Origin of the sequence: Streptomyces sp. NBC_01363, assembly GCF_026340595.1 — a bacterium.
Taxonomy (GTDB): Bacteria; Actinomycetota; Actinomycetes; order Streptomycetales; family Streptomycetaceae; genus Streptomyces.
Window position 1 is genome coordinate 1,863,197 of record NZ_JAPEPF010000001.1, and the last position, 22,883, is coordinate 1,886,079.

21 protein-coding genes and 2 pseudogenes are annotated in these 22,883 nt (G+C 69.8%); 5 read left to right on the plus strand and 18 right to left on the minus strand.

What is annotated here, in order from left to right:
• Positions 1-16 precede the first annotated feature (16 nt).
• The 9 genes from OG611_RS08765 to OG611_RS08805 form a co-directional block, all read right to left on the minus strand.
• Entirely contained in the window at positions 17-796 is a 780-nt protein-coding gene (locus tag OG611_RS08765; protein ID WP_266417203.1) for an enoyl-CoA hydratase/isomerase family protein, read from the minus strand.
• Complete coding sequence (locus tag OG611_RS08770; RefSeq protein ID WP_266417205.1) at positions 793-1,923, minus strand: cytochrome P450; 1,131 nt, start codon at positions 1,921-1,923, stop codon at positions 793-795. The genes OG611_RS08765 and OG611_RS08770 overlap by 4 nt, the downstream gene beginning before the upstream one ends.
• Positions 1,924-2,270: 347 nt before the next feature.
• A complete protein-coding gene (locus OG611_RS08775; protein WP_266417207.1) occupies positions 2,271-3,662 on the minus strand; it encodes a cytochrome P450 in 1,392 nt (463 codons plus the stop codon).
• Between the two features lie 279 nt (positions 3,663-3,941).
• The gene (locus OG611_RS08780; protein WP_093547819.1) at positions 3,942-4,532 is read right to left on the minus strand and encodes an ATP/GTP-binding protein; all 591 of its coding nucleotides are present in this window, start codon (positions 4,530-4,532) and stop codon (positions 3,942-3,944) included.
• The gene (locus OG611_RS08785) at positions 4,507-4,881 is read right to left on the minus strand and encodes a DUF742 domain-containing protein (RefSeq protein WP_266417209.1); all 375 of its coding nucleotides are present in this window, start codon (positions 4,879-4,881) and stop codon (positions 4,507-4,509) included. The genes OG611_RS08780 and OG611_RS08785 overlap by 26 nt, the downstream gene beginning before the upstream one ends.
• Positions 4,878-5,282, minus strand: coding sequence for a roadblock/LC7 domain-containing protein (locus tag OG611_RS08790; RefSeq protein WP_266417211.1), 405 nt, complete (start codon positions 5,280-5,282; stop codon positions 4,878-4,880). Before OG611_RS08790 ends, OG611_RS08785 begins: the two co-directional genes overlap by 4 nt.
• Entirely contained in the window at positions 5,279-6,508 is a 1,230-nt protein-coding gene (locus OG611_RS08795) for an ATP-binding protein (RefSeq protein WP_266417212.1), read from the minus strand. The genes OG611_RS08790 and OG611_RS08795 overlap by 4 nt, the downstream gene beginning before the upstream one ends.
• A gap of 290 nt (positions 6,509-6,798) precedes the next feature.
• Positions 6,799-11,595, minus strand: a complete 4,797-nt coding sequence (locus tag OG611_RS08800) for a serine protease (RefSeq protein ID WP_266417213.1) — start codon at positions 11,593-11,595, stop codon at positions 6,799-6,801.
• Positions 11,596-11,597: 2 nt separating this feature from the next.
• On the minus strand, positions 11,598-12,011 hold the full coding sequence (locus OG611_RS08805; RefSeq protein ID WP_266417215.1) for a CU044_2847 family protein: 414 nt from the start codon (positions 12,009-12,011) through the stop codon (positions 11,598-11,600).
• Positions 12,012-12,628: 617 nt separating this feature from the next.
• Here OG611_RS08805 and OG611_RS08810 point away from each other — a divergent pair.
• Positions 12,629-13,792 carry an MFS transporter gene (locus OG611_RS08810; protein WP_266417217.1) on the plus strand — a complete coding sequence of 388 codons (1,164 nt, stop codon included), beginning with the start codon at positions 12,629-12,631 and terminating at the stop codon, positions 13,790-13,792.
• Here the strand turns inward: OG611_RS08810 and OG611_RS08815 are convergent.
• Positions 13,783-14,011, minus strand: a pseudogene (locus OG611_RS08815) (Lrp/AsnC ligand binding domain-containing protein); the annotation flags it as partial. The gene OG611_RS08810 and the pseudogene OG611_RS08815 sit on opposite strands and share 10 nt — an antisense overlap.
• Before the next feature lie 4 nt (positions 14,012-14,015).
• Between OG611_RS08815 and OG611_RS08820 the strand changes: the two are divergent.
• Positions 14,016-14,153, plus strand: a pseudogene (locus OG611_RS08820) (SMP-30/gluconolactonase/LRE family protein); the annotation flags it as partial.
• A gap of 58 nt (positions 14,154-14,211) precedes the next feature.
• On the opposite strand, the gene OG611_RS08825 reads toward OG611_RS08820, so the two are convergent.
• The 3 genes from OG611_RS08825 to OG611_RS08835 form a co-directional block, all read right to left on the minus strand.
• Positions 14,212-14,475: a hypothetical protein gene (locus OG611_RS08825; protein ID WP_266417219.1), complete on the minus strand. Its 264-nt coding sequence runs from the start codon at positions 14,473-14,475 to the stop codon at positions 14,212-14,214.
• Entirely contained in the window at positions 14,442-15,338 is an 897-nt protein-coding gene (locus OG611_RS08830) for a hypothetical protein (protein ID WP_266417221.1), read from the minus strand. Before OG611_RS08830 ends, OG611_RS08825 begins: the two co-directional genes overlap by 34 nt.
• 240 nt (positions 15,339-15,578) lie before the next feature.
• Entirely contained in the window at positions 15,579-16,205 is a 627-nt protein-coding gene (locus OG611_RS08835; RefSeq protein ID WP_266417222.1) for a TetR/AcrR family transcriptional regulator, read from the minus strand.
• Positions 16,206-16,358: 153 nt separating this feature from the next.
• Here OG611_RS08835 and OG611_RS08840 point away from each other — a divergent pair, with 153 nt between their 5' ends.
• Positions 16,359-17,309 (plus strand): alpha/beta fold hydrolase, encoded by a 951-nt coding sequence (locus OG611_RS08840; RefSeq protein WP_266417223.1) that lies wholly within the window; start codon positions 16,359-16,361, stop codon positions 17,307-17,309.
• Positions 17,310-17,615: 306 nt separating this feature from the next.
• Here the strand turns inward: OG611_RS08840 and OG611_RS08845 are convergent, their stop codons facing one another.
• The 3 genes from OG611_RS08845 to OG611_RS08855 form a co-directional block, all read right to left on the minus strand.
• Positions 17,616-18,200 carry a TetR/AcrR family transcriptional regulator gene (locus OG611_RS08845; RefSeq protein ID WP_266417225.1) on the minus strand — a complete coding sequence of 195 codons (585 nt, stop codon included), beginning with the start codon at positions 18,198-18,200 and terminating at the stop codon, positions 17,616-17,618.
• A gap of 123 nt (positions 18,201-18,323) precedes the next feature.
• Positions 18,324-19,070, minus strand: a complete 747-nt coding sequence (locus tag OG611_RS08850; RefSeq protein ID WP_266417227.1) for a DUF1838 family protein — start codon at positions 19,068-19,070, stop codon at positions 18,324-18,326.
• Positions 19,071-19,471: 401 nt separating this feature from the next.
• Entirely contained in the window at positions 19,472-19,783 is a 312-nt protein-coding gene (locus tag OG611_RS08855) for a hypothetical protein (RefSeq protein WP_266417229.1), read from the minus strand.
• 271 nt (positions 19,784-20,054) lie between these two features.
• On the opposite strand from OG611_RS08855, the gene OG611_RS08860 reads away from it, so the two are divergent.
• Together OG611_RS08860 and OG611_RS08865 are read left to right on the plus strand one after the other, a co-directional pair.
• The gene (locus tag OG611_RS08860; RefSeq protein ID WP_266417231.1) at positions 20,055-20,654 is read left to right on the plus strand and encodes a hypothetical protein; all 600 of its coding nucleotides are present in this window, start codon (positions 20,055-20,057) and stop codon (positions 20,652-20,654) included.
• A gap of 400 nt (positions 20,655-21,054) precedes the next feature.
• On the plus strand, positions 21,055-21,837 hold the full coding sequence (locus OG611_RS08865; protein ID WP_266417233.1) for a polysaccharide deacetylase family protein: 783 nt from the start codon (positions 21,055-21,057) through the stop codon (positions 21,835-21,837).
• 67 nt (positions 21,838-21,904) lie between these two features.
• Here the strand turns inward: OG611_RS08865 and OG611_RS08870 are convergent, their stop codons facing one another.
• Positions 21,905-22,048, minus strand: coding sequence for a hypothetical protein (locus OG611_RS08870; protein ID WP_266417235.1), 144 nt, complete (start codon positions 22,046-22,048; stop codon positions 21,905-21,907).
• Positions 22,049-22,189: 141 nt separating this feature from the next.
• Complete coding sequence (locus OG611_RS08875) at positions 22,190-22,819, minus strand: sigma-70 family RNA polymerase sigma factor (RefSeq protein WP_266417237.1); 630 nt, start codon at positions 22,817-22,819, stop codon at positions 22,190-22,192.
• Between the last annotated feature and the right edge of the window lie 64 nt (positions 22,820-22,883).

Below are 22,883 nucleotides of genomic sequence, written 5' to 3' on the forward strand. Positions count from 1 at the left end.
ATGGGCACCGTCGCCCCTACCGCCGCCGGGTCGCCGCCGCGACGGTGGCCATGAGTTCCGCGTCCAGTACCGACGGGTCGGCCAGCCGGGTGGGGGCGGCGTAGGAGTTGAGCAGCGCCTTCGTGACGCGCAGGGCGGCCTCGGGGCGGCGCACGATGGGCTTGGTCCAGGCGGTGACCGCCGCGTCCAGGTCGCTCTCGGGCACGATGCGCTGGAGGATCGACAGCTCGTGCGCCTCGGCGGCGTCGAAGGCGCGTCCGGTGAGGATGAGTTCACGGGCGCGGGCGGCGCCGACCTCATGGATGAGCCGGGGCAGTACGCCGCCCCAGGCGGTGGGCAGTCCGAGCGCCAGCTCCGGCAGCCGGAAGCCGGCGGTGTCGGCGCCCACGCGCAGATCGCAGGCGAGGGCCAGCGCGAGGCCCGCGCCGATCGCCTTGCCCTGGATCCGGGCGATGGTGACGGCGTGATTGGTGGAGATCGCCTCGCAGACCCGGCGGGCCTTGTCACCGGCGATCCGGATGCCCCGCCCGGTGGGGTCGTCGTCGAGCCAGTCGGCGAACTCGTTCCGGTCGCCGCCCAGGCAGAAGTCGTCGCCGGCCCCGCTGAGCACCAGCACCCGGACGTCGGGGTCCGGTACGGCCAGGACCATCAGCAGATCGTCCAGCATCGCCTCGGTGACCGCGTTGCCGGTGGCGGGGGAGTCCAGCTCCACGCGGAGGACGGCGCCCTCGCGTTCGGTGCGCACCGTGCCCGGCCGCCGGTTCGGGGTCAGATACTGCGAGAGCGAGAGCTTCATATCGCCACGCTCAGCGAGGTGACCCGTCTGAAGACCAGCCGGGACGCGTAATCGGCCGGCGCGACGGCGCGCAGGGTGGGGAAGCGTTTCAGCAGTTGCGTCAGGAGCGTGCGTGCCTCCAGGCGGGCGAGGGCCGCGCCCAGGCAGTAGTGCACCCCGCCCCCGAAGGTCAGATGCGTTCCGGAGCGCCGGACGTCGAAGGCGTCCGGGTCCTCGTTGCGCCGGGGGTCGTGATTGGCGGCCCCGTACATGACGTGGACCATGCTGTCCTTGGCGATCGGGACGCCCGCCAGCACGGTGTCGTCCGCCGCGATCCGGGTGTTGATGTGGATCGGCGGGTCGTACCGCAGGACCTCGTCGACGGCGGCGTCGATGTATCCGGGGTTCTCCCCGAGCCACGCCCACCTGCCGGGCTCCTTCAGGAGCAGCTCCACCATGGCCGACAGCAGCGTGGCGGTGGTCTCCAGCGAGGCGATGGTGACGAACATGGTGAGCCGGTAGAGGATCTCGTCCGCCGCCTCGCGGTCGGGTTCCTGGGCGTCCCAGGTGTGGATCCAGCCGGTCAGGACATCGTTGCCGGGGTTGGCCCGGCGCTGCTCCACCAGGTCGGTGAAGTAGGCGCGCAGCTGGACGGTCGCCTCGGCGGACACGGCGAGCTGGCTCTTGGTGGGCAGCAGCTCCTGGGCGTGCACCTGGTTGTGGGTGATCTCCAGGATGTGGGCGTAGTCCTCGGGCGGTATCCCCAGCCAGGAGCCGATGGTGCTGATCGGGAGCTGCTCGCTGACCGTGCTGACGAAGTCGGTCTCACCCCAGCGCAGTTTGTCGGCCAGCTCGTCGAGGAGCCGGGTGACGTGCTCCTCGACGAGCGGGGTCAGCCGCGTGATGGTCGATCGGTCGAAGAGGTTGCCGAGGCTGCGGCGCTGACAGGTGTGCTCGGGTGCGTTGAGACGGGAGAGGGTCTTGGTCATCTCCTGCGTGGCGACGGCCTCCCAGCGCTCGGTGTCCGCCTGGCGTTCCTGCCAGGCGAAGTCGGGCGCCAGCCAGTTGCGGCCGCGCAGCACCTCGCTGCACGCGTCGAAGCCCGTGACGAAGTACGCGTCCCAGGGAGCGCGTACGACATCGCCCATGGATCTCAGATCCGCCAGCAAGGGGTAGGGATCAGCCTGCCCCTCCGGCGATTTGAGACGTCTCAGGAGGGAGATGAGGGCACGGCGGTCGACGGGGGGCCTGTCTGTGCCACATATTGCGCTCACGCAGAGTTCCTTGACCTGGGCTCATGGTTACCGGCAGAACCTACCCCTCCGCATATGCCAGCCATGCGTGGATTGTTGTTGCCCGTATCACAGAGAAACCCTGCTTCAGCCCCTTGTTGTTTGCTGCTCGCGCCTCAACTTCCTCTCCTGTCACAGCTGTTACGCGTAAGAAAGCCCGTCTTATGCGTACAAGCCGTACGCCACGTCCAGGTAGACGTTCCTCACACCCGGAACACGTCCAGGAAGGAGCTCCACCAGCCCTTCGTCTTCTTCTGCGGCTCCGCGTGGTCGTAGTGCGCGGCCGGCGTCTCGTTCGGGACGGCATTCCGGGACGGAACGGGCGACTGCGCCGCCGATGCCGTGGTCCGGCGCGCCGGGGCGGCGCTGAAGACCACGGGCAGTGACACCAGGGCCCGGTGGAAGGGACCCGGACGCCACTCGACCGCGGAGGGCGACACCGCGAGGGTGAGGTCGGGCACCGTGTTGAGGATCTTCTCGATCGCGGTGAGGGCGATGAGCTGCGCGGGAGACTTCGCCGGGCAGACGTGCGGGCCCGCGCCCCAGGCCAGATGGGCGCCCTTGCTCAAGGTCTGGCGGGCGTCGGTGAGCGCGGGGTCGCTGTTCGCGGCGGCGAAACTGATCAGTACCGGGGTGTTCGCCTTCAGCGTCACACCGCCCAGGTCGATGTCCTGGACCGGGTAGTGCGTCGCGTAGTTGGCGATCGGCGGGTTGTTCCACAGCACGTCGTCGAGGGCGTCCTCGACCAGCATCCCGGTACCCCGCCGCTGCGCGATCCCGGTGTCGCTGGAGAGCATGAGCAGCAGCGCGTTGGCGATCAGATTGCGCTCCGGCTCGACGCCCGCGCCCATCAGCATGACGAGCTGGTCCTTGAGCTCCTCGTCCCGCAGCCCCGCCGGGTGCTGGATGAGCCAGGAGGTGATGTCCTCGCCGGGCTGCCGCCGCTTGAGCGCGACGAGCTCCATCAGACACTCGGTCAGATCGTCGTTGGCCCGGAGTACGTCCTCGCCGTCGAAGATCGCGGACATGCTGCGGGTCAGCCGGTCGCCGATGTCACCGGGGCAGCCGAAGAGCTGGTTGAACAGCAGGAGCGGCAGCAGCTTGGCGTAGTCGCCGAGCAGGTCCGCGCTGCCGCGCTCGATGAACTGGTCGATGAGGTAGTCGGCGATCCGCTCCACGTCCCGGCTGAGCCGGGTGGTGTTGAGACGGCCGAGGCTCTCGGTGACCGCCTTGCGCAGCCGCAGATGCTCGGTGCCGTCCGTGAACAGGCAGTTGGGCCGGTACGCCATCATGGGCAGCACCGGGCTGTCCAGCGGTACGCGGCCCTCCCGCAGCGCGCCCCAGCGCCTCGCGTCACGGGCGAAGAAGGACGGATTCTGCAGCACCCGGAGCGCGGCCTCGTGCTGCACGACCAGGGTGGCCTCCACGCCGGGAGCCAGCTCGATCGGAGCGGCGAGTCCGTGCGCCCGGAACGCGTCGTACACGCGGTGCGGATCGGACGCGAACTCCGGCCCGTAGAGCGACGTCTGCCGCTCCCCGCGCATCGGACACCCGGTGGGGGCGCTGTACGGGGTGGATCCCGGCGACGAGTCCATGTGTGATTCCTCGATGTGATCGCGGGCCCCGAAGGGCCCGGACGGTGGACGGAAGACGGGCCCGGAAGCCATGGCCCGACCAGGGCCGTGCGAACGGCGGTCGGGCGACAGCCTCTCAGAGGCTGTCGGGTGACCTCCGACCGGGCGGCCACGCCCTGGCACGCACGCTTCCCGCGTTGTCGTCGGTCGCCAACGCTCCGCGTTGACTCCCTCCTCCGCCTTGGAATCGCACGCACCAGACCGCGTCCGCTATCCGATCCGAGGTCACCCGACAGCCTCTCAGGCCACGTGTGCCAGAAGGTGCTGGACCAGAGTGATCAGGGCCCGCGCGGACGACTTCTCGTCCCGGGCGTCGCAGTACACGACCGGGGTGTCCGGCAGCAGATCGAGAGCCTCGCGCAACTCCTCCTCGGCATGCCGGGAGTACGGGTCGAAGCTGTTGACCGCGACCGCGTACTCCAGCCCGTACGTCTCGACCAGGTCGATCACCGGGAAGGTGTCGGCGAGGCGGGCCGGGTCGACGAGGAGCAGCGCGCCGAGCGAGCCGCGCGCCATGTCCTCCCACAGCTCGACGAAGCGCTGCTGGCCCGGCGTACCGAACAGGTACAGCACCAGTTCGTCGCTGAGGGTCAGACGGCCGAAGTCCAGCGCGACCGTCGTGGTCACCTTGTCGGGTGCGCCCCGCAGATCGTCGATGTGCGCCCCGGCCTGGGTCATCCGCTCCTCGGTGCGCAGCGGAGTGATCTCGGAGAGGGTGCCGATGAGCGTCGTCTTGCCCACGGCGAAGTGCCCGACGACGAGAATCTTCGCCGCACGCCGCACCGCGTCCGGCACATAGATGCTGTCAGCCGAACCGGACGTGGAGTCCATGCAACACCTCTTCGAGGATCTTCCTGTCAACGAGCTGAGCCGGCGGTGGCGCCTTGCGGCGCATCAGGTGGCCTTGTTCCGCAAAGTCGTTCAGCAGCAGTCGCGCCACACCGACCGGCTGGCCGAGGTGGCCCGCCACCTCGGCCACCGACAGATAGCCGCCGGAGCACAGCTCCCAGATGGCCCGGACCTCGGGGCTCGGGTTCGGGGGCGGCTGCCGGTCGGGTGCGATGGTGACCAGGGTGACGAGGGAGAGGCCCTCCGCATCGGGCAGGCCGCGCCCGCCGGTGATGACGTAGGACCGGACGAACCCGCTGCTGACCGCCTGCTCCTCGCCCGGCGTCGTCATACGTCGATTCCCGCGTCCTGGCGGGGAGGTGTGGTCATCGCCTTCCCCAGCGCGGTGACCTGCTGCTGCATGCGGAAGGACATGGCCTCCATGTCCACATCGGCCGCGGCGGCCGCCGCCAGATAGGCGCCGGTGCCCGCCGCGATCAGGAAGATCCAGCCGTGGTCGTACTCCAGCAGCGTCTGACGCCAGCGGCCCGGGGCCTGGGCCCCGATGAAGGGCGCGACGGCCCGGCTCAGCGACTGCATGGAACTCATCGCGGCCGCCACGGTCTCCGCGTCGTCCCGGCCGATCTCACTGGAGTTGGCCAGCAGCAGGCCGTCGGCGGAGACCAGGATCGCGTGCCGTGCTCCGGGTACCTGAAGCACATCGTTGAGTACCCAGGACAGATCGGGGTTCACTGGAACTCGGGTCCTTCCATCGTCGTCATGTCACGCCCGGACCGTGTTCCGCGCTGGAACGCGCCCAGACGGGAAGCGGTCTCCTCGTTGCTGCGCACCGGACCGGGCTCGGCCGACGGCACCACCGACACCGGGCTCTTGCGACGACGCTTGGGCAGGCCACCGGCGGTGGTGGCGGGCCCGGTGGGCTGCGGAGCGGCGGCCGGGTGCGCGGCCGGAGGGAACAGAGGGGTCGGAGACGGCGCGGGCGCCTGACGCCGGGGGAGGGCCGCGACGTCCGCGTCGTAGCGCTCGACGGCGACCGGGGGCGGCGGCGCGGGCACATCGCCGGTCAGCAACTCGTCGGGCAGGAGAACCACCGCGCGTACGCCTCCATAGGGGGATACGGAGTCCACCGAGACCTTGAACCCGTAGCGGGCGGCCAGCATCCCGGAGACGGCGAACCCGAACTGCGGGGGAATGCCCAGGCTGGAGACGCTGATCGCGGCCCGCGGCGCGAGGAGGGCCGCCGCGCGGTCCTTCTCCTCCTGGCCCATGCCGAGACCGGCGTCGTCGACGATGAGGCAGACGCCCGTCGGAACGGCCTGGATGTTGATCTCCACCGGGGCGCCGGGGGCGGAGTAGTTGGTGGCGTTGGCCAACAGCTCGGCGAGGACGACCGCCACGGGTTCCACGGCCTTGCTGACGACCGAGAAGTTCACCTGTCCGTTGACCCGCACCCGGTCGAACTGCCGGATACGGCCCTGGGCGCTGCGGGCCACGTCGAAGACGGAGGCGACGGTCTCCCGGCGCCCGAGCCAGCCGCCGCACAGCACCGCGATGCCCTGCGCCCGGCGTCCGAACTGGCTGTTGGCGTGGTCGATGGCCATCAGGTCGGCGAGCATGCCGGGGTCGTCGCCGTACTTCTGCTGCGCGTTCTCGATGACCACCTGCTGCTCGTCCGCGAGCCCCTGGAGGGTGCGCACGGCGGCCTTGAGGACCGCCTTGGTCTCCTCCTCGGCGTCCTTGCGCACCCCGGCCAGCTCGGCGGAGTGCTGATGCGTCAGGCCGGTGTAGGCGACGTGGAGTTCGTCACGCTGTCTCTGCAGCACATCCCGTTGCTGGTGGAGTTCGGCGTTCTGTCTGCGCAGTCCGATATTGGTCTTGCGAGCCCGCAGAACGGCACCCACAGCGACCAGCGCGACGACAACCAGTGCCCACAGAAGAGGGCCCTGTGCAAATGTCATGAGACTCACTTCAAGTGCCATGGCTATGGATACGGCTTGACGCTCCCTCATGTGCCGCAAGTGCCTGGCTGGTCGGGCCATGGCTTGCGCCACTCAGGGAGGGCCCCTCCGGGTGTGGGGCCGAGGAATTCATCCCTCCCGGAATGCCCCCATATGCCATCAGCCCACTGGAAGTAAGATGATCTTAACATCGGTCAGGCGGGCAATTGTCAAGACCGACACGCCAGTTGCACTCTCGACGCGGAATGTTCACAACCGGGTGTGGTGGGACAACGGTCCGTGACAAGGCGCTAAGGGGTCGGGCGACCGGCCCCGCGCTCCGTGGCAGCTCCGGCGTACCGGCGCAGGTCCGCGGGCAGCAGATCCACGATGTGGGCCCGCTCCTCGGCGTCCGGTTCCGGACTCGCGGCCAGCCGCAACAGCCCCAGATGGGCCTCGGCCACCTCCGATACGGCGATCAGCTGCCGGCCCGCGTCGATGCGTACGGCGACGGGCGCCGCGCCGTCCCCCAGCACGCCCTTCAGCGTCCGCACGGCCCGCCCGCGCGACGACCGCCACCGCGTGAGCTTCGCCGCCGCGGCGACCCGGTGCCGCGCGTAGGACCGCTCGCCGGACCGCTCGTCGTCGAGCACCCGGAGGCAGGCGGCCACCGCCTCCCGCCCGACATCCAGCTCCTCCCAGGCCGCCGCCGCGGCGAGATGCGCCTCGGGATCGGTGGTGTGCGTCCCGGACAGCTCCCGCAGGGCGCCACGGCCTTCCTCACCCAGATCCTCGGCGAGGAGGGCGGCGGCCTTCGCCCGCGCGGTCACGGGGGCGGCGGGGTCCGCGACGAGGGCGCGGGTGATCGGGATGCGGTTGTGCGCGCCGCTCGTGGCGAGGAACGTGCAGATGGCGACGCGGAGCTCGGGGGGTGTTTCCGGGTTGCGGGCGAGGGTGTGCCAGGGGCCCCTGAACGGCCAGAGGCTGGTCTCGGCCGCTGAGATCCTCTCCGCCAACGGGGCTTCGGGGTCGGCAGCCCATGAGTGGAGCAGGTCGTTCGCCCGCTTCTTGTCGTGAGCTTCCCTGGGCAGTCGGCCGAGGTTGCGCATGCTGGTGACGGCCTCTGGCCGGCGCTGCTCCAGAAGGCGGAGCCAGCGCGCGAGGGCCGTGTGGGGATCCAGTCCCTGGAGGGCTCCCGTCGGGGTCGAAATGCTTTCGGGGTCCCGGTAGTGGGACTGGTCCTCCCAGACCCCACCGTGTATTCCTTGCGAGGACATGCCCGCATGGGCGGCGTACAGGCTGAGGGCGACCATCGGATCGGTGCTCAGTTCGGCAACGAGGGCCTTCCACTTCGGGTAGGGGACCCACCCGAAGGAACGGGCCACGGCCCGCGCCCGGATCTGCGGCTCGACTGAGGGATCGTCCACTGTCCGAAGGATGCCCTTCCGGAGCAGGGGAACGATGTCCGTCCGGTACTGCTTGCAGTCGCTTTCGATCTCCAGGAGGGATGCGGCGGGAACGCCCGGGTCCTCCAGCAGGAGGTGCAGACGTTCCTGGAGCGTCGCGTCGGGAGTGAGGGCGTCGGCGAGGTCGAGAAGCCGGCACAGGTGCTCGTCCAGCAGCCCGGACTCGTCGAGCATCCGGTGCAGCGTGTCAGAAGCCGCACGGAGGTCGATCTCGGCCAATGTGGTGAGTGCGTCGATCCGGGCGCCCGTACCGACGAGCCGGTCCTCGGCCAAGAGGCGCAGCAGCCCCGAGGCTGTGTCCCGTTCCCCGCTGTTCAGGAGCTCTTCCGCTGCGCTGTGGCGAACGCCGCCGGGGAACGTGGCATCGGCCGCGACGGCGGTGAACGAGGTGTTCGGCGCTGCTGGAACCATGGCGTGGAGTTGCGTGATCGCCTCCAACCGTTCGTGGGCCGCTGTGTCAGGATCCTCTGCCAGACGGTTCAGAACGCCGATGATTATGTCCTGCGCCCCCATGTTGACCAGTGTCGGAGCGCAACGGATGCGAGCACCGGTGGACAGTTCGCCGTTGTCCAGGGCGCCGACAAGGATTTCTCGGCTCCGGTCCTGCTGTCCGAGTTCGCGCAGAATCTCGGCCCCGCGGGGGACGATCCAGAAGTCCGAGCAGCCGAAGAGGACTTCCTCCGTGCACTGCGCCGCGACGGTGTGCTTGCCGAGCTGAACGAGTCTCGTGGCCGCTTCGAGGCGGGTGTACCGGTCCAGCTGCGTGTTCCGTGCGGCATGCTCGACCAGTTCCTCCCTGAGGGAGCCGGAGACGGCTGCACGGACGGCCTCGCTGGAGGACTCCGGGTCACGGAGGATGCCGGAGAAGAAGATGTCGTCCTCGGAACCGGCTAGGTGTTCCTCGTCGTCCGACAGGTCCCATGTCGCCATGTACCGCAGGTGCACGGGGGCTGCGAGGTCCATGCGCAGGTTCCTCGCGAGCTCTGGCCGGTCGGGGGACAACAGGCGGCATTCGAGGTAACGGAGAATGTACGGATCGCCCTTGTCCAGGACCGGGTTGGTGGCCAGCGCGTCCGCCAGCACGGCACGTGTGGCGGGGTCCGATGCGGCGTGAATCCCCAGTACTGCCGATTCGACGTGCTGCTTGGGGAAGTCGCTGGTCGCGAAGAGCTCGCTGAGGACCGTCGTGCCGACGGCGCGGTCCACGGTCAGGAGTGCGACTGCTGCCCTGACCCTGGCCTCGGGCAGATGGCCGGGGTCGCGGGCCAGTTCGGTGAGGCGCAGCCCGGCCGCCGTGGGGTCACCCGCTTCGGCGAGCAGCTTGGCCGCCGATACGCGCAGGCCGACGGGGAGGTCCGGCTCGTCAGCGAGCTCGGCCGCGAGGGGCGCCGCCAACTCGCTGTCGCGCCGCGCACAGTGCCACAGCGCATCGACGCGTGCCCGATGGGGAGCGGCCGGGTTACGGACCACGGCTGCCACGCCCGCCGGGTCGAGCACCGCGTACAGCCGGGCCAGTACCTCTGTCGGTTCGAGATCACCGACGGAGAGGGAGCGTCCGTGCAATTTGAGCACCGCTCGGGTGAACTGCCTCGCCATGTCCTCGTTGATCACCAGCCCATCGCTCAGGACCGTGGCGCACAGGAGCAGGTCCCGCCAGCCGCCCCCGTCCACGACCGTGCGCAGGAACTTTTCGAGAGGCATGCCCCGTTCGTGCCAGCGCGCGGAGATGAACAGCACGATGTTGGGCTGCTCGGCGGCGATCGACTGGCGTACGGTCCTGAGCGCCTCCGGGTCCTTCGGGGTCAGCCGGTCGGCGATCGCGCATCCGGCGAGGTACTCCTGGATGGTCTGGTGCGGGAACTTGAGGTCTCCGCCGATCTGTGTGACCAGGCCGGTGAACATGAGCGCACGGGAGACCAGCTCTTTCGGGGGAGCGGCATCGGGCGCGTGCCCGCCGAGCAGTTCGACGGCCAGGTCGAGTAGCGGACGCGTATCCCCGCCCTGCCGCAGTTCGGCCGCCGGGCGCAGTACGTCGTGCACGCTGTTCAGCAGGTCCTCGGTGATGCCGTGGACGCCCGCCTCGGTGCGGGCGAGCCGTTGCGAACCCTTTTCCCGCAGAATCCGGACGAACCGCGTGTACAGCTCCGCGGGGTTGCGGGGCAACTCCGTGAGAGCAGCGACCACGCAGATCATGGTGATGTAGAGCGGAATGCGGGCCACCTCGCCGAGCCGCCCGTGCCGGAGCCCGGCCGTCAGCTCCTGGGCTCGCTGCTCGGGGTCCGGGACCTTCAGCGCCTCGAACCAGGCCTGGGCCACCTCCGCGATCTGCCGGTCGCCGAGGCTGAGGAGCGAGTACCGCTTCAGCACCCGCAGCCGGTCCATGTCGGTGGTGACCAACGACCGGGTGGCCACCACGAACCGCAGATGGGGCTCCTGGGACCAGCGCTGGATCATCCGGATGACCTTGGCGCGGCCGTCCGGATCGAGCACCTCGTCGAGGCCGTCCACGCAGACCAGCCAGTCCACGGCCGGCATGGGCGCCGTCTCGAAGAACTCGGGCGTGGGCGTACGCCGCAGACCGGGCAGGTCCCGGCCGACCGCGGTCGCCAGAGCCTCCGGGAAGGGAAGGCTCAGCAACTGCTCGGCGGTGATCCGCACCGGCACGTACTGGGGAGCCTGTGCCGGGTCCGTGAGCCAGTCGGAGGCGGCGGTGAACGTCAGACGGCGCAGCAGGCTCGACTTTCCCGACCCCGCACCGCCGGTGAACAGCACATGGCGGTCGGAGTCGAGCACGCTCTCGGCCTTCGGTCGCTTCACGTGCGGCTGGCGGTCGCGGTCCTCGTCGGCGTCACCGCCGGTGTGCGAGGCGTCCTGCCGTACGTACACCGAGGAGAGCGGGATGTCCCGCACGTCGGTCAGCAGCGCCGCGTAGGGGTGCTCGTCCGCGGCGTCCCGCGCCGCTGCCAGGTAGTCCCGCAGCTGCGGGCCGGGATGGCGGAACTCCCCGGCCCGCAGCTGTTCGTCGGTGAGCGTGTTCAGCCAGGCCACGGGCGGTTCGGTGAGCGGATGGCGGGCCAGGATCTCGGAGAGCGGGATCATGTGGGTGCTGCCGGCCTTGTTGGACCGTACGAGCATTCCGCACACCGCGCCCGTACGCCGATTGACCACCGGGCTGCCGCTGAAGCCCTCGCCCACCGGTGTCCCGTACGCGCGAGGCATCGCCATGGGGTCGTCGAAGGAGAGCCGCGAATCGCCCAGGTATTCCAGGGCGGCCCACTGCCCGGCCCGGAAGTCCCCGCGCGGATGACCGTAGACCGACATCCGATCACCCAACGCGGCGTGGGGTGAGGTCAGTACGCGGGCGGGGGCAGGGCCGGAGGAGGTCGTGTCGTCCGGCTCGTAGTGGAGAAAGGCGAGATCGAGGCCGTTCGCGGCGCGGTAGCAGTCATCGGCTGAGACGGTCAGGACCAGCTCGTGCCCGGTAGCGACGACCCGTCCCCGTACCCGTGTCGCCTCCGACACGACGTGGGCGCAGGTGACCACAGTGCCCGGGGCAAGAACGAACCCGGTCCCGCAACCACGGTCGTCCGGGAGATCCAGGGCGACGGTGGCCACCTCCAGCAGTTTCCTCCAGCCATCCACGCCTACGCTCCGGGGGTCCCCGGAGCGGGGGTGCCGGAAGTGCCGGGCGCGGGCGTGCCCGGCGGTGTCTCGGGCGCGGTCCATTCGAGCGTCACCTTCCACGCCGACTTGGACGTGGCCTTGCCGAAGACGGCGAGCAACTGACCGGTGTCGAGGGAGACATCGCACCCGAACTCGACCGTCGCCTTCGACGCCCCGGTCTGCTGGAGACGCGTACCCATGGCCCTGGCCACGTTGGTGAGTCCGTCCAGCACCGGCGCGAGAGTCGGGCGACGCCAGCTGATCTCCTGCTCCTCGCCGAGCTCGGGCTGCGTCTGCCGTCCGCCGGGGGCGATCGAGAAATGCACGGTCTGGCCGTCCACGTCGACCGGGACGGTGACGTCCACCGATTCCTCAACGCCCGTGTCATCGCTCATCGTTCAGCCTTTCCCCCGTCGGTTGAGGGCCAATCGTAGTGCCGGGACGGGGCAGTCGGGGGCTCGGGAAGTGTGCGGCGATCTCAAGGAGTTCGTGGGTCAGGGCCGATTCGGTCGAGCGTTGCGCGGCTGGCGGAGCAGACGAGCGGCGCCACTGCACGCTCCTGCCACGAGCCCGCAAGTCCCGGCGACGATCAACCGACGCAGAGGACGAGCACACAGATCTGGCCCGGCGGCGTCGTCGGCGCGGGGCTCGGGGGTGGTGTGTCCGCCGCCGGGTTGCCGGCGTGCGAGGGGGTGGGCGGAGGCGTGGTCGTTCGCGGGGACGGGGCACTGGTGGTGGGCATCGCGGCCGTCTCGGCTGACTGCGCCACCAGGATCTCCGGCGACTTGTTCAGGTTCGCTCTCGTGATCGAGCGGGCAACAACGTGACGGCACCTGCGGGAGGTTGTGCGCAGTCGGTGTGTTGCTCTCACGAAGATTGTTCGCCGGCGACCAGTCCGTACACGGTTCCGGTTCCGACCATTATGTGAGACAACCTGTCTTGCATGGTGGATGAGGTGTCATAGTTTCATCCTGCACGCACCAGGGAGGACGAGGGGCGAGGGAGGACTGCCGTGCGCCGTTGGATGATGCTGGCTCTCGGGACCGCGGCGCAGACGGTCGCCTGCACCTTTCTCTACGGGCTTCCGTACACCTCGGAGACGCTCAGGCGGGACGACGGGCTGACGCTCAGCCAGGTCGGATTGCTGATCGCCTGCCCCACCGTCGGCCTCATGCTGACGCTCATAGCCTGGGGCGCCCTGGCCGACCGCTTCGGCGAGCGGGTCGTCATCACCTCCGGTCTGGCCATGACGGCCGTACTCCTCTCCCTGGGGGCCACGGTGAATGGCCTGGTTCCCCTGGGCGTGCTCCTGGCGCTGGCCGGGGCGGCGAGTGCCTCGGTCTCCGCGGCCAGTGGCCGGCTCGTCGTCGGATGGTTCTCCGCCCGGGAGCGCGGGCTCGCCATGGGTATCCGGCAGACGTCGACTCCGTTGGGCATGGGCATCGCCGCTCTGGTGGTCCCCACGCTCGCCGCGCGCAGCGGCGTGGCAGGGACCGTCCTGTTCTGCGCGGTGCTGTGCGGTGTCGTCGCCGTGCTCGTCGGCTTGTTGACCTCGGATCCGCCCCGTACCGCGCGGTCCGTGGGGCAGGAGCCGGCTCCCAACCCCTACCGTCACTCCGGCTTGTGGCGCGTCCATGCCTCCAGCGCGCTGCTGTGCGTTCCGCAGTTCGCGACGAACGCCTTCGCGATGGTGTTCCTGATCGACGTCCGGGGCTGGAGTGCCGTGCACACGGGTCAACTCCTGGTGGTGTCCCAGGTGCTGGGGGCCGCCTCACGGATCCTGGCGGGCCGTTGGTCCGACCGGGTCGGCAGCCGGATGCGGCCGATGCGGCAGCTGTCCGTGTGCATCGCCGTCGTCATGGGCGCGACCGCGCTGGGCGCCCTCTGGCCCTCGCCGCTGACGGACCTCGCCATGGTCGTGGCCTGCGGGATCACCGCGAGCACCAACGGCCTGGCCTTCACCGCCACCGCCGAGCTCGCCGGGAGCTCCTGGTCGGGGCGGGCCATGGGCGTCCAGAACACCGGCCAGAACCTCGCCGCCTCACTGACGCCGCCGCTGCTCGGCGGGCTCATCGCCTCGGCCGGTTACGCGCGGGGCTTCCTGCTGGCCGGAGTGCTGGCCGCCGCGGCGTGCTTCGTGATCCCCGTGCGTGGGGGCTCGAAGGCTCATTCCTGATCAGCGAGGCGCGGGGAGACCGGCCGCTCGAAAAGGGTCTCCAGGACCACCGTGGCCCGGGTTCCGTTGACTCCGTCGATCGCGTGGATCCGGCGCAGCACGTCCTGCAACTGCCCGGTGGCCGCGGTCCTGACTCACCAGCACCGAGGCGCTGCCGGCGATGACATGCGCCTCAAGGATCTCGGGGAGCGCGGCGAAGTGCTCCGCCGAATCACCCAACGACGTTCCCGAGGTGGTGGCCGACATCTCCTGGGGCGGCGTCAAGCGCAACCGGCTCTTCATCGCCGCCGAGACCAGCCTCTATTCGGGGGTCATGGGCGTCGCGGGTACGCACCCGACGGGACCGGGCCACAGGCCCTGGCTGAGCCCACTCGGTAGAGCGGCCCCGCTCCTCGGCGCCGCTCGCTGCCGGCGCGTTCCTACGGGTTCGCCGGCAGCCGCAACCCCGTACAACTTCCGTGCCGTACCTGGTCCTTCGCGAAAGCGGCCACGTACTCACGCAACAGCACCCGCCGCTCACTCCGCTCGCTTGCCGTCGGGGGACCGGGCGCCTCGCCCGCTTCCCGATAGGGGTAGTCCTCGCCCCAGTGCGCGGCGAAGCCGACGTTCTCGCCGCCGCACTGGGCGACGGCCCACGCCCTGTCCTCGGTCAGCGCGGGCTTCCAGGCGGTGCCGCCACCCATCGGCAGCGGGCCGGGCCCCGAGTCCATCTCGTGCAGGCCCGTTCCCCAGTCCCCCGCCAACTGGTCAGCTCGACAAGCGGCTTCCCCGGCCTCGTGCTGTCGCCGGTCTCCCCCGGTGCGCGCAGGGTGCAACGCCCGACGACCCCGCCGTCGGCCATGGCGATGCGTACCACCCCGTCGCGTCCCTCCGCCGGTACGCGGGTGGTGGCCAGCGCACCGCAGACGGTGCCTTTCGCTTCCGCGCGGGGCACGTACGTGCCCGTGTCCGGCACCGCCCCGTCCTTCGGCGCAGCCAACGGCTCGCCACCACAACCGAGCTTCTCGGTCACCACGTTCGTCATCCGCACCGCGAGCCGCAGCATGGCGGCCTTCTCCTCGCGGCTCTCGGCGAAGTAGGCCCAGGTCCCCACCAGCAGCCTGCGGGGCTCCCTGGAGGTTTCCTTGCCGCCGCGCGGGCACTCGGGCATCAGATAGACGAGGCTGTGTTCGTCCTCGAAGCCGGGCAGCCCGCCCGGCAGCACGGCGTGCGGCGGGTAGGAGCTGCCGATGAACGACATCTGCTTCTCCCGGTCCGCCCCACCCAGAAAGGCGTCCACGGCGACCACGACCCTGCCCTGGTCGCTCGTCAGTACGCAGTGGTACTCGCCGAGTTCCGCGTCGAAGGACTCCTTCTCCGACCCGAGCGGCACATCCGTCCGTACCGTCTTCAGGTCCCCCGCCGGCAGCTCGCCCCCGCACGCCTCCCGCGCCAGCCACCACTCCTTCACCGGCACCCGCACCGAGAACCCGACGACCACCAGTACGACCAGCCCGCACACCGAACCCCAGACCCACCCACGATGCCGCCGCGCCCAGTTCTCCACGCGTTCCTCCCCCTCAGCTCACTCGCACGTCACTCCCACATCAGTGTGCGCAGGTCCGGCGACAGCTCACCGTGCGGGTCGGAGCCGTCCGGGTCGGAGCCGTCCGGCGGGAGTCGGCCGAATCCCCCAGCGGCCACCCATTGCTCGCCTGTGCCGTGACTTGTGACCACTCGGGCCCTGAGCCGATGCCGCTCGCGCAAGCGCATCGCGGCGACCGACGGGGCCTCGGCGCTCGCGCGGTCATGTCGACGGAGGGCGGTCACCCGAGGACGTGAAGATGCGGTCCAGGTGGTGGCGCAGTACCTCGGCGGCCGACTCGGGCCGCCGCTGGCCCACCAGGATGCTGGTGCCCATGGCCGCCGCCATGGCGAGCAGGCCGATGGCCTCCGTGCGCGCGTCCACGCCGGGATCGGCCAGACCGGACTCCTGGGCCTGCCGCACCAGACCGGTCAGGGCGTCCTCGGCGGCGTCGGGGTTGTCGATGAAGGGCTGGGCGGCCAGCGCCTCGTCGGTCACGGACAGGATCGCGTACGAGGTGTAGAGGAGGTGGAACGTCCGGCTCTCCTCGTCGGTCGGGAGGGAGGTCAGGAGCAGTGCCTCGGCGGTCGCGCGCGGGCCCGGGGCCGCGCCTTCGGCCCGCAGGCGGGCGCCCACGCGTGCGGTGAAACGGTCGGTCAGATGCTGGAGCCCGTAGAGCAGCAGCTTCTCCTTGGTTCCGAAGTAGTACTGCACGAGCCGCAGCGAAACGCCGGCCTCGGCCGCCACGTCCCGCATGCCGACCGCGTGCAGCCCGCGACGTCCGGCGACCCGGACGAGTGCCTCGGCGATCTGGCCGCGCCGTTCCTCGTGGTCCACGCGTTTCGGCATGCTCTCGTCTCTCCACCCGTCGGTCCTGCCTGCGCGGTCCGGCTGCCGGACGTGCCGTGCGGTCCGCCGCCCCGGACTCCTTCATGGTACCGCTGTATCAGCATGATGGTACGGTCGTATCACGAAGGACGAGTCCTCACCGGAGGTGCCGCCGTGCCCGAGAACACAACCCGCGTCCGCCGCGACGTCGGCCGCTATGTCAACGACGCCCTGCGCGACCGGTACTTCGCAGCCTGCGAGGCCGTCTACGCGCTGGGCGCGCCGGCCCGTTCCGAGACGGACGTCGAGACCCGCTTCGGCACCACGCACGTCTACCGGTACGGACCCACCGACCCGGCCGCCGGGGACCGCACCCCGGTCGTCCTCATCCACGGAGCGGGCGGTTGCTCCGCGCAGTGGTACCCCAACACCCGGGCGCTCGGCGCCGAACGTCCCGTCTACGCCCTCGACACCCCTGGCGACCCCGGCCGCAGCGTGCACCGGGAGCCCATGTGGCAGCCCGAGCGTGCCGCCCAGTGGATGGACGAGACCCTCGACGCGCTCGGCCTGGACCGGGTCCACCTCGTCGGTTCCTCCTACGGGGGCTGGCTCGTCATCAACCAGGCGCACCTGCGGCCCGGCAGGCTCGCCTCGGTCACCGCCCTCGATCCGGGCGGCCTGGAGAAGGTGGGCCTGCGCTTCTTCGCCTGGGTCTTCGCCAGCCTCTTCGCCACCTTCGCGCCCAAGGCGCTGCGCCCGCGCCTGGCGGCCTGGCTGGAGCAGCCGGTCCTCGTCGTGCCGGAGCTGCGAGCGATGATCCGGACGGGCGTACGGGCCTTTCGTATCCGCCGGCCCGCGCCCCTGCCGCTGTCCGACGAGCAACTGGGCTCCATCCGGACGCCGTTCCACCTGATCATGGGCAGGCGCAGCCTGCTGGTGCACCCGCAGCGGCAACTGGAACGGGTGCCGCGCCTGATCCCCGGAGCCTGCGCCGAGATCATCGCCGAGACCGGCCACGGACCGCAGATCGACTACCCCGACCTGGTCAACGCCCGGATGCTGACATTCATGGAGGACACCGACACCCTCGACCCGGCCACGGACCGCGGCACCGCCGACGCGTGACGCCGCTGCCCCCAGGGCCCTCCATCGAGGATGAACGACGAAGGCCCAGGTCGCCGACCTGGGCCTTCGCTCAAGAGTGGGTGACGAGAACCGAACTCGCGCTCTGAGCTGTCCACGGCCCCGCCGCCTGGCCCGAGGCGATCAGCGCGACGGTGAACGGTACGAAGGCGGCCGAGGTCTGTTCGGGTGGTCTCCCTGGCGGTGTTGCCCCTGCCCCCGTATTTGAACGATCGGTCCATTATGTGGGTATGCGGTAAGCGGTATGCGGCGTGCCGCACGGAGCCCGGTGGCTCCGGTGAAGTCGGTTCAGTCCAGCAGGGTCAGCGCCTGCTCGGCCGCATCCCGCACCCGGGCGGGGTCGCTGGACGCCTTGCCGACGATCCGTACGCCCTGCAGCAGGACGAGCAGCATGCGGGCAAGTGCGCGTGGATCGCGGCCCTCGGGCAACTCGCCCTGGGCCTGGGCCCGTACGAGCGCGGAGTGCAGCGGGGTCTCGACGTGCTCCCAGCTGATCTCGACCCGACGGGCTGCCGCGGGGCCGTGCGGGGCCAGCTCGGCCGCGGTGTTGGTGATGAGGCAGCCATTCAGCCGGCCCTCGGGGGAGACGGCCTCCGCGGCGAAGCGCCGTACCACCGCCCGCACCGCGGGCAGGGCGGGCCCCGGCTGGGACAACTCGGCGAGGAGAAGGGGGTCGCGCCCCTCCGAGTACCGGTCCATGGCCTTCAGGTACAGCTCGTGCTTGTTGCCGAAGGTGGCGTAGATGCTGGCGCGACCGATGCCGAGGTGCTCGACGAGGTCGGCCATCGACGTGGCTTCGTAGCCGCGCCGCCAGAACAGCTCAAGGGCCGACTGCAGCGCGGCGTCCGGATCGAATTCCTTGGTCCTGGCCACACAGGAGACCCTGGATCCATATAGAACGATCGGTCAATAAAAGCCCACCGTCAACGGACCCAACAGAACACCCCAGTCATGAACAGGTCGTTGATCAGCGGCAACAGGCGCTGGTGTCGACCGCTACTTCGGTGGGTTGAGCTTGCGGAAGTACGTCCAGCTGGTCTCGTTCGGCTCGCTCCACTTCTCCGGGGCCTGTGCGAACTCCGGGTGGTGGTCGGCGATGTAGGCGCGGGTGCGCTCGGGGACCTCGGCGTACGAGCCGAGCTTGCGGCCCCGGCAGTGGAAGGTGAGGCCGCCGGGCCGTTGGCCGCGGGCCATCCACGGGAGCCACGGGGACATCCGGGTCCACGACATGGTGGCCGGGACGCTGGGTGCCGGGCCGGCCAGGTCGGCGCGGTCGGCGAAGAACTGGAAGAGCTCCAGAGCCTTGTACGTGTCGCCGGCCGAGTGGACGGGGTACTGGGCCACCGGCAGCGGCGAGGGGTAGGCGAGCGGGATCTCCAGGCTGAAGCAGACCTGTCCGCCGAGCTCGGTCGTCGGGATCGGGAAGCGGCGCCACTTCTGGTTCGCCGGGTCGTTCCAGACGTGCACCACCGGCAGGTCCTGCCAGGTCTCCAGGATCTCGCGGGTGACGGGGTCCAGGTAGAAGGCGGCCTCGCGGGTGAGCAGTTGGTAGGCGTCCGGGCCGGCCTCGGCGTCCGGGACCAGGCGGGCGACGTTGAGCCCTTCGAAGCCGAAGACACGCTGGTAGGGCTCGTCCGGGGCCCAGGAGTACACGTCTCCGGACCACCAGTACGTGACGTCCTCGCCGTCGAGCGAGGCGCGGGTGCGGGCGAAGGAGCGGAGCAGCTCTGCGGGTGTCGTCATACGGACCACTCTGCGCGACCGCCGCCCCGGCCGGGCAGGAAACACCGCGGCCGGGGCGGAAGTGGCCGGAAGAAGCCGCTCCCGGGCCGACGGGCCCGGCAAGGTCTCGAAAGAGATGGCCCAACCGCGTGCGTGACACAGGCCGCCTGAATTCGATTTCGCGATGAGGGGTGACGGAGTGGAATCCCTGGTCCCGGGGCGGCGCAAAAGTGGTCTGGATAATAGACCCGCCCTGATCTCTTACCAGGGCTTTCGTCATGGGGCGGGTGACGAGAATCGATTCCGCGCTCTGAGTTCGGGAACCACCGGAGCCTGCGGCGTTCATGCACGATTTGATCTTCCCCTATTCAGCATCAGGGGCGCGGTCGGTTGGGTGCTTCGGCATCCTGACGGACCGCTGTTCACCGCTCCGAAGGACACGGATGGGGCATGAGGGCGGAGGATATTGCGTCGTGTGCACCTGGCGGTTGTGAGCGGTGAATAGGGAGGCGGGCGAGGTTGCGGTTGTCGAAGGGTTTGTTCTCCGGTTGATTGACCGGGCCGGCAAGGGGAATCTTCTTGGCGATGAGGGAGTGGTCGGCCCCGACGAGGTCGATCCCGGGATCATTGGCGCGGTTCCAGTGGCCGCCAATCGCGTTGGTGATCGCATTGGTGATCGGGGGAGGTGACCGCCGTGGTTCGCCCGATTGGGTCGCTGGTTGCCATTCGGTCAAGGCCGCTCGCATTCCACTTGGCGGCTGACTTGGTTCCGAAAACCCCGCCGAAGCAGTGAGTCACCTCTTGGGCCTCGCCGCATTTCTCTATGAGGGCTGTGTTTCGCCCGGCGATACGAGATGATTTGTCTGTTGTTCTGTCGGAAGAAATTACTCGGAGGGTTTGACTGCACTGCCGTGAGGGCGGAGGTGTGCGTAAAGGGATTGGCTGTTCGTTTTCGTGGTATAGTCCTAATGGATTTACAGGACGCCGCGAAAAAAGGGGAATGGCGTGAATACCGAGAAGGTTACGGCTCGACGTCTTACGGCCGGAGAGGTTTCGGAATTGGGCCTCCAGGACGACATCTTCGTCTCGGCGGAGATGGATGGCCTTCCTCTCGACTGCTACGCTCCGGCTTTCCTTACGGGGCCGGGTAAGAACTTCGAGGGAGGGTCCTTCACTGCGAGGACGATCTTCGGTGAGGAAATTCATGTCCTCCCGGACAATTCCGAAGAGCGCGGGATCTGGATTGCCGACAAGGCAGGGGAAGAAATCGAGGTTCTCCAGAGTGCCGGCGTCCTCCTGAACCTCGCCCTCTTCGTGCCTGACGGGAAGAAGGAATCCCTGGAGTCGCTCTACTCCGCCGCACGGGACGCGTTCGGCGCGGGGATCGTTCAGCGCTGGAGCGAGGAAACCGTCGCGGTGCCGGACGTCAAGGTCGACCTGTACGAGGAGCCGGCCCGGGGGCGGAAGAACACGAACAACCAGAACCGCGACCGCCGTGCCCTGGACATCTACCCGACCCGAGTGCGGTTCCTGGAGCCCAGCGATGGCTGGAGGTTCATTGTCGAACCGCACAAGGAGATCGTCGACGAGACACCGACGATCTGACCTGATGGCAGGTTAGCCTCGGTCTTTCGCGAGAGCCCGTCAGCTTGCTGACGGGCTCTTCGTTCGTTTGTCGGGGCGTGCAAGCAGGCCGCCGGCCCGATTGTCGCGTCGGACAGGCGCCGGGGTTCATGTTGCCGGTGGGATGGCTCGGGCTCGTCGGGACAGGTGGATCTGCTGGTCAACCGGGGTTCGGGAGGGCGCCGAGCGGATCTGCGCTTGCCGCCCCCGCCGGCACCCTCCCGGAGGCCGTTGCGCCCCCTCATCTGTCGCGGGGCTCCTGCGTTTGTCGCCGGTCCCCTGCGGATTCGTCTGCGATCGGTAACAGGGGGAGCTTGCACGGGCCTTCGTATGTCTTGATGAGGGCAGGGCATCGGCGGAGACAGCAAAGGGGCGGGCGGACATGGCGAAGCACAAGGGAAGGGGATGGCACAGCCGGCTTCTCGCGGCGGCGCTCGGAGTGACAGCGGTGGCCGCTGCCACCTCGGTGTGGACCGCGCAGGCCGACACCGCCGGAGGGCGGCAGCCGCAAGCGCGTGTCTCATCGCCGGACGCCCGGCCCCAGGACGGGACCGTGACCAAGGTGGCGGCGGACATCGCGCACGCCTCGGACCGCGGCGCCCGGGGCGTCAACATCACCATCGACGACGGACCGGACCCGGTCTGGACGCCGCAGGTGCTGCAACTGCTGAAGGACAACGGTGTGAAGGCCACGTTCTGCATGGTGGGAACGCAGGCCCAGGCACACCCGGACCTGGTCAAGGAGGTCGTGGCGGCCGGGCACCGGCTGTGCGACCACACGATCTCGCACGACACCGCCATGGACACCAAGTCCGAGGCGTACCAGTCCCAGCAGATCCTGGATGCCGAACGCATGATCACCAAGGCGTCCGGAGGCGTCCGGCCGCAGTACTACCGGGCCCCGGGCGGCGCTTTCACCCCGTACAGCCGGCACCTTGCCGCGTCCCGGGGGATGCGGCCGTTGGGCTGGAACGTCGACTCCAAGGACTTCGAGCGTCCCGGTGTGGACACCATGGTCGCCACCGTCAAGAGGGAGATCTCCAACGGGCCGACCGTCCTCTTCCACGACGCGGGCGGGGATCGCTCCCAGACCTTGGCCGCGCTGCGCGAGATCCTGCCCTGGCTGAAGCAGCAGGGGTACTCCTTCGGCTTCCCTGTGCGGTGAGTGAGGTTCGCCCGCACCGAGTCCGTGCTCCCCGGTCGCTTCACGCGGCCGGTTCGGGCGTCGGCTTTCAGGCCGTCGTCACCACGTCCAGCCTGCCGACCCTCGCCTCGGTGACAAGGTCGGCGAACTGGGTGGCGCTCATCCGGACGCGCTGGCCGAAGTCGTCGCCTCTCGTTTGGATCAGGCCGGGCTCGCGGGGTCTGGCACGCACTCCCCCAAGGCCTTGAGGCCCAGGGGGACCCCCTCCGCGTTGTCGTCGGTCGCCATGGCTCCGCCATGCCTCCCTCCTCCGCCTTGCGATCGCACGCACCAGACCCCGCTCCCTGATCCGGCCTGATCCAAACGAAAGACCCTAGGCGGCCGGCGCCAGGGCCTCCGCCTCGCCGCGCTCCAGTTGTGCGGTCAGGGCGGTACGCGCGCGGGCCACCCGGGAGCGGACCGTGCCGACCGGGCAGCCCGCCGCGCGGGCGGCCTCCGCGTAGGAGAGTCCGAGCAACTGGGTGAGAACGAACGCCTGCCGACGGTCGTACGGGAGCGCGGCCAGGAGTTCCTGGAGCGCCACCCCTTCCTCGAAGCCGGGCAGCCCTGTCGGCTGGGCGCGCTCGACGGTCGCGCGCCAGTCGTCGGTGTCGGCGAGCAGGGGCCGCGCGGCGGCCCTGCGGAAGTCGTCGACGACGGTGCGGCGCGCGATGGTGAGGAGCCAGGTACGGGCCGAGGAGCGGCCCTCGAAGCGGTGCAGAGTGCGCAGCGCGCGCAGGAACGTGTCCTGCGCGAGGTCCTCGGCGGCCTGCGGGTCGGCGGACAGGTGGGCCACGTACCGCACGACGTCGCGGTGCAGGGCCCGTACGAAGGCGTCGGCAGCCTCGCGGTCCCCGGCGCGGGCGGCGAGCGCCCAGCCGGTCGAGGCGGTGTCCTCCGCCGTCCTGTCGCGCGGGACGGAGGCGCACTGTGACCCGCGCGGGGCGGGCAGTGTGGTGTTCATCGCCAGGTGTGTCCTTCACGGATCGGTCCGGCACCCGGGCGTCCGGTCACGGCGCGGGGTCGCG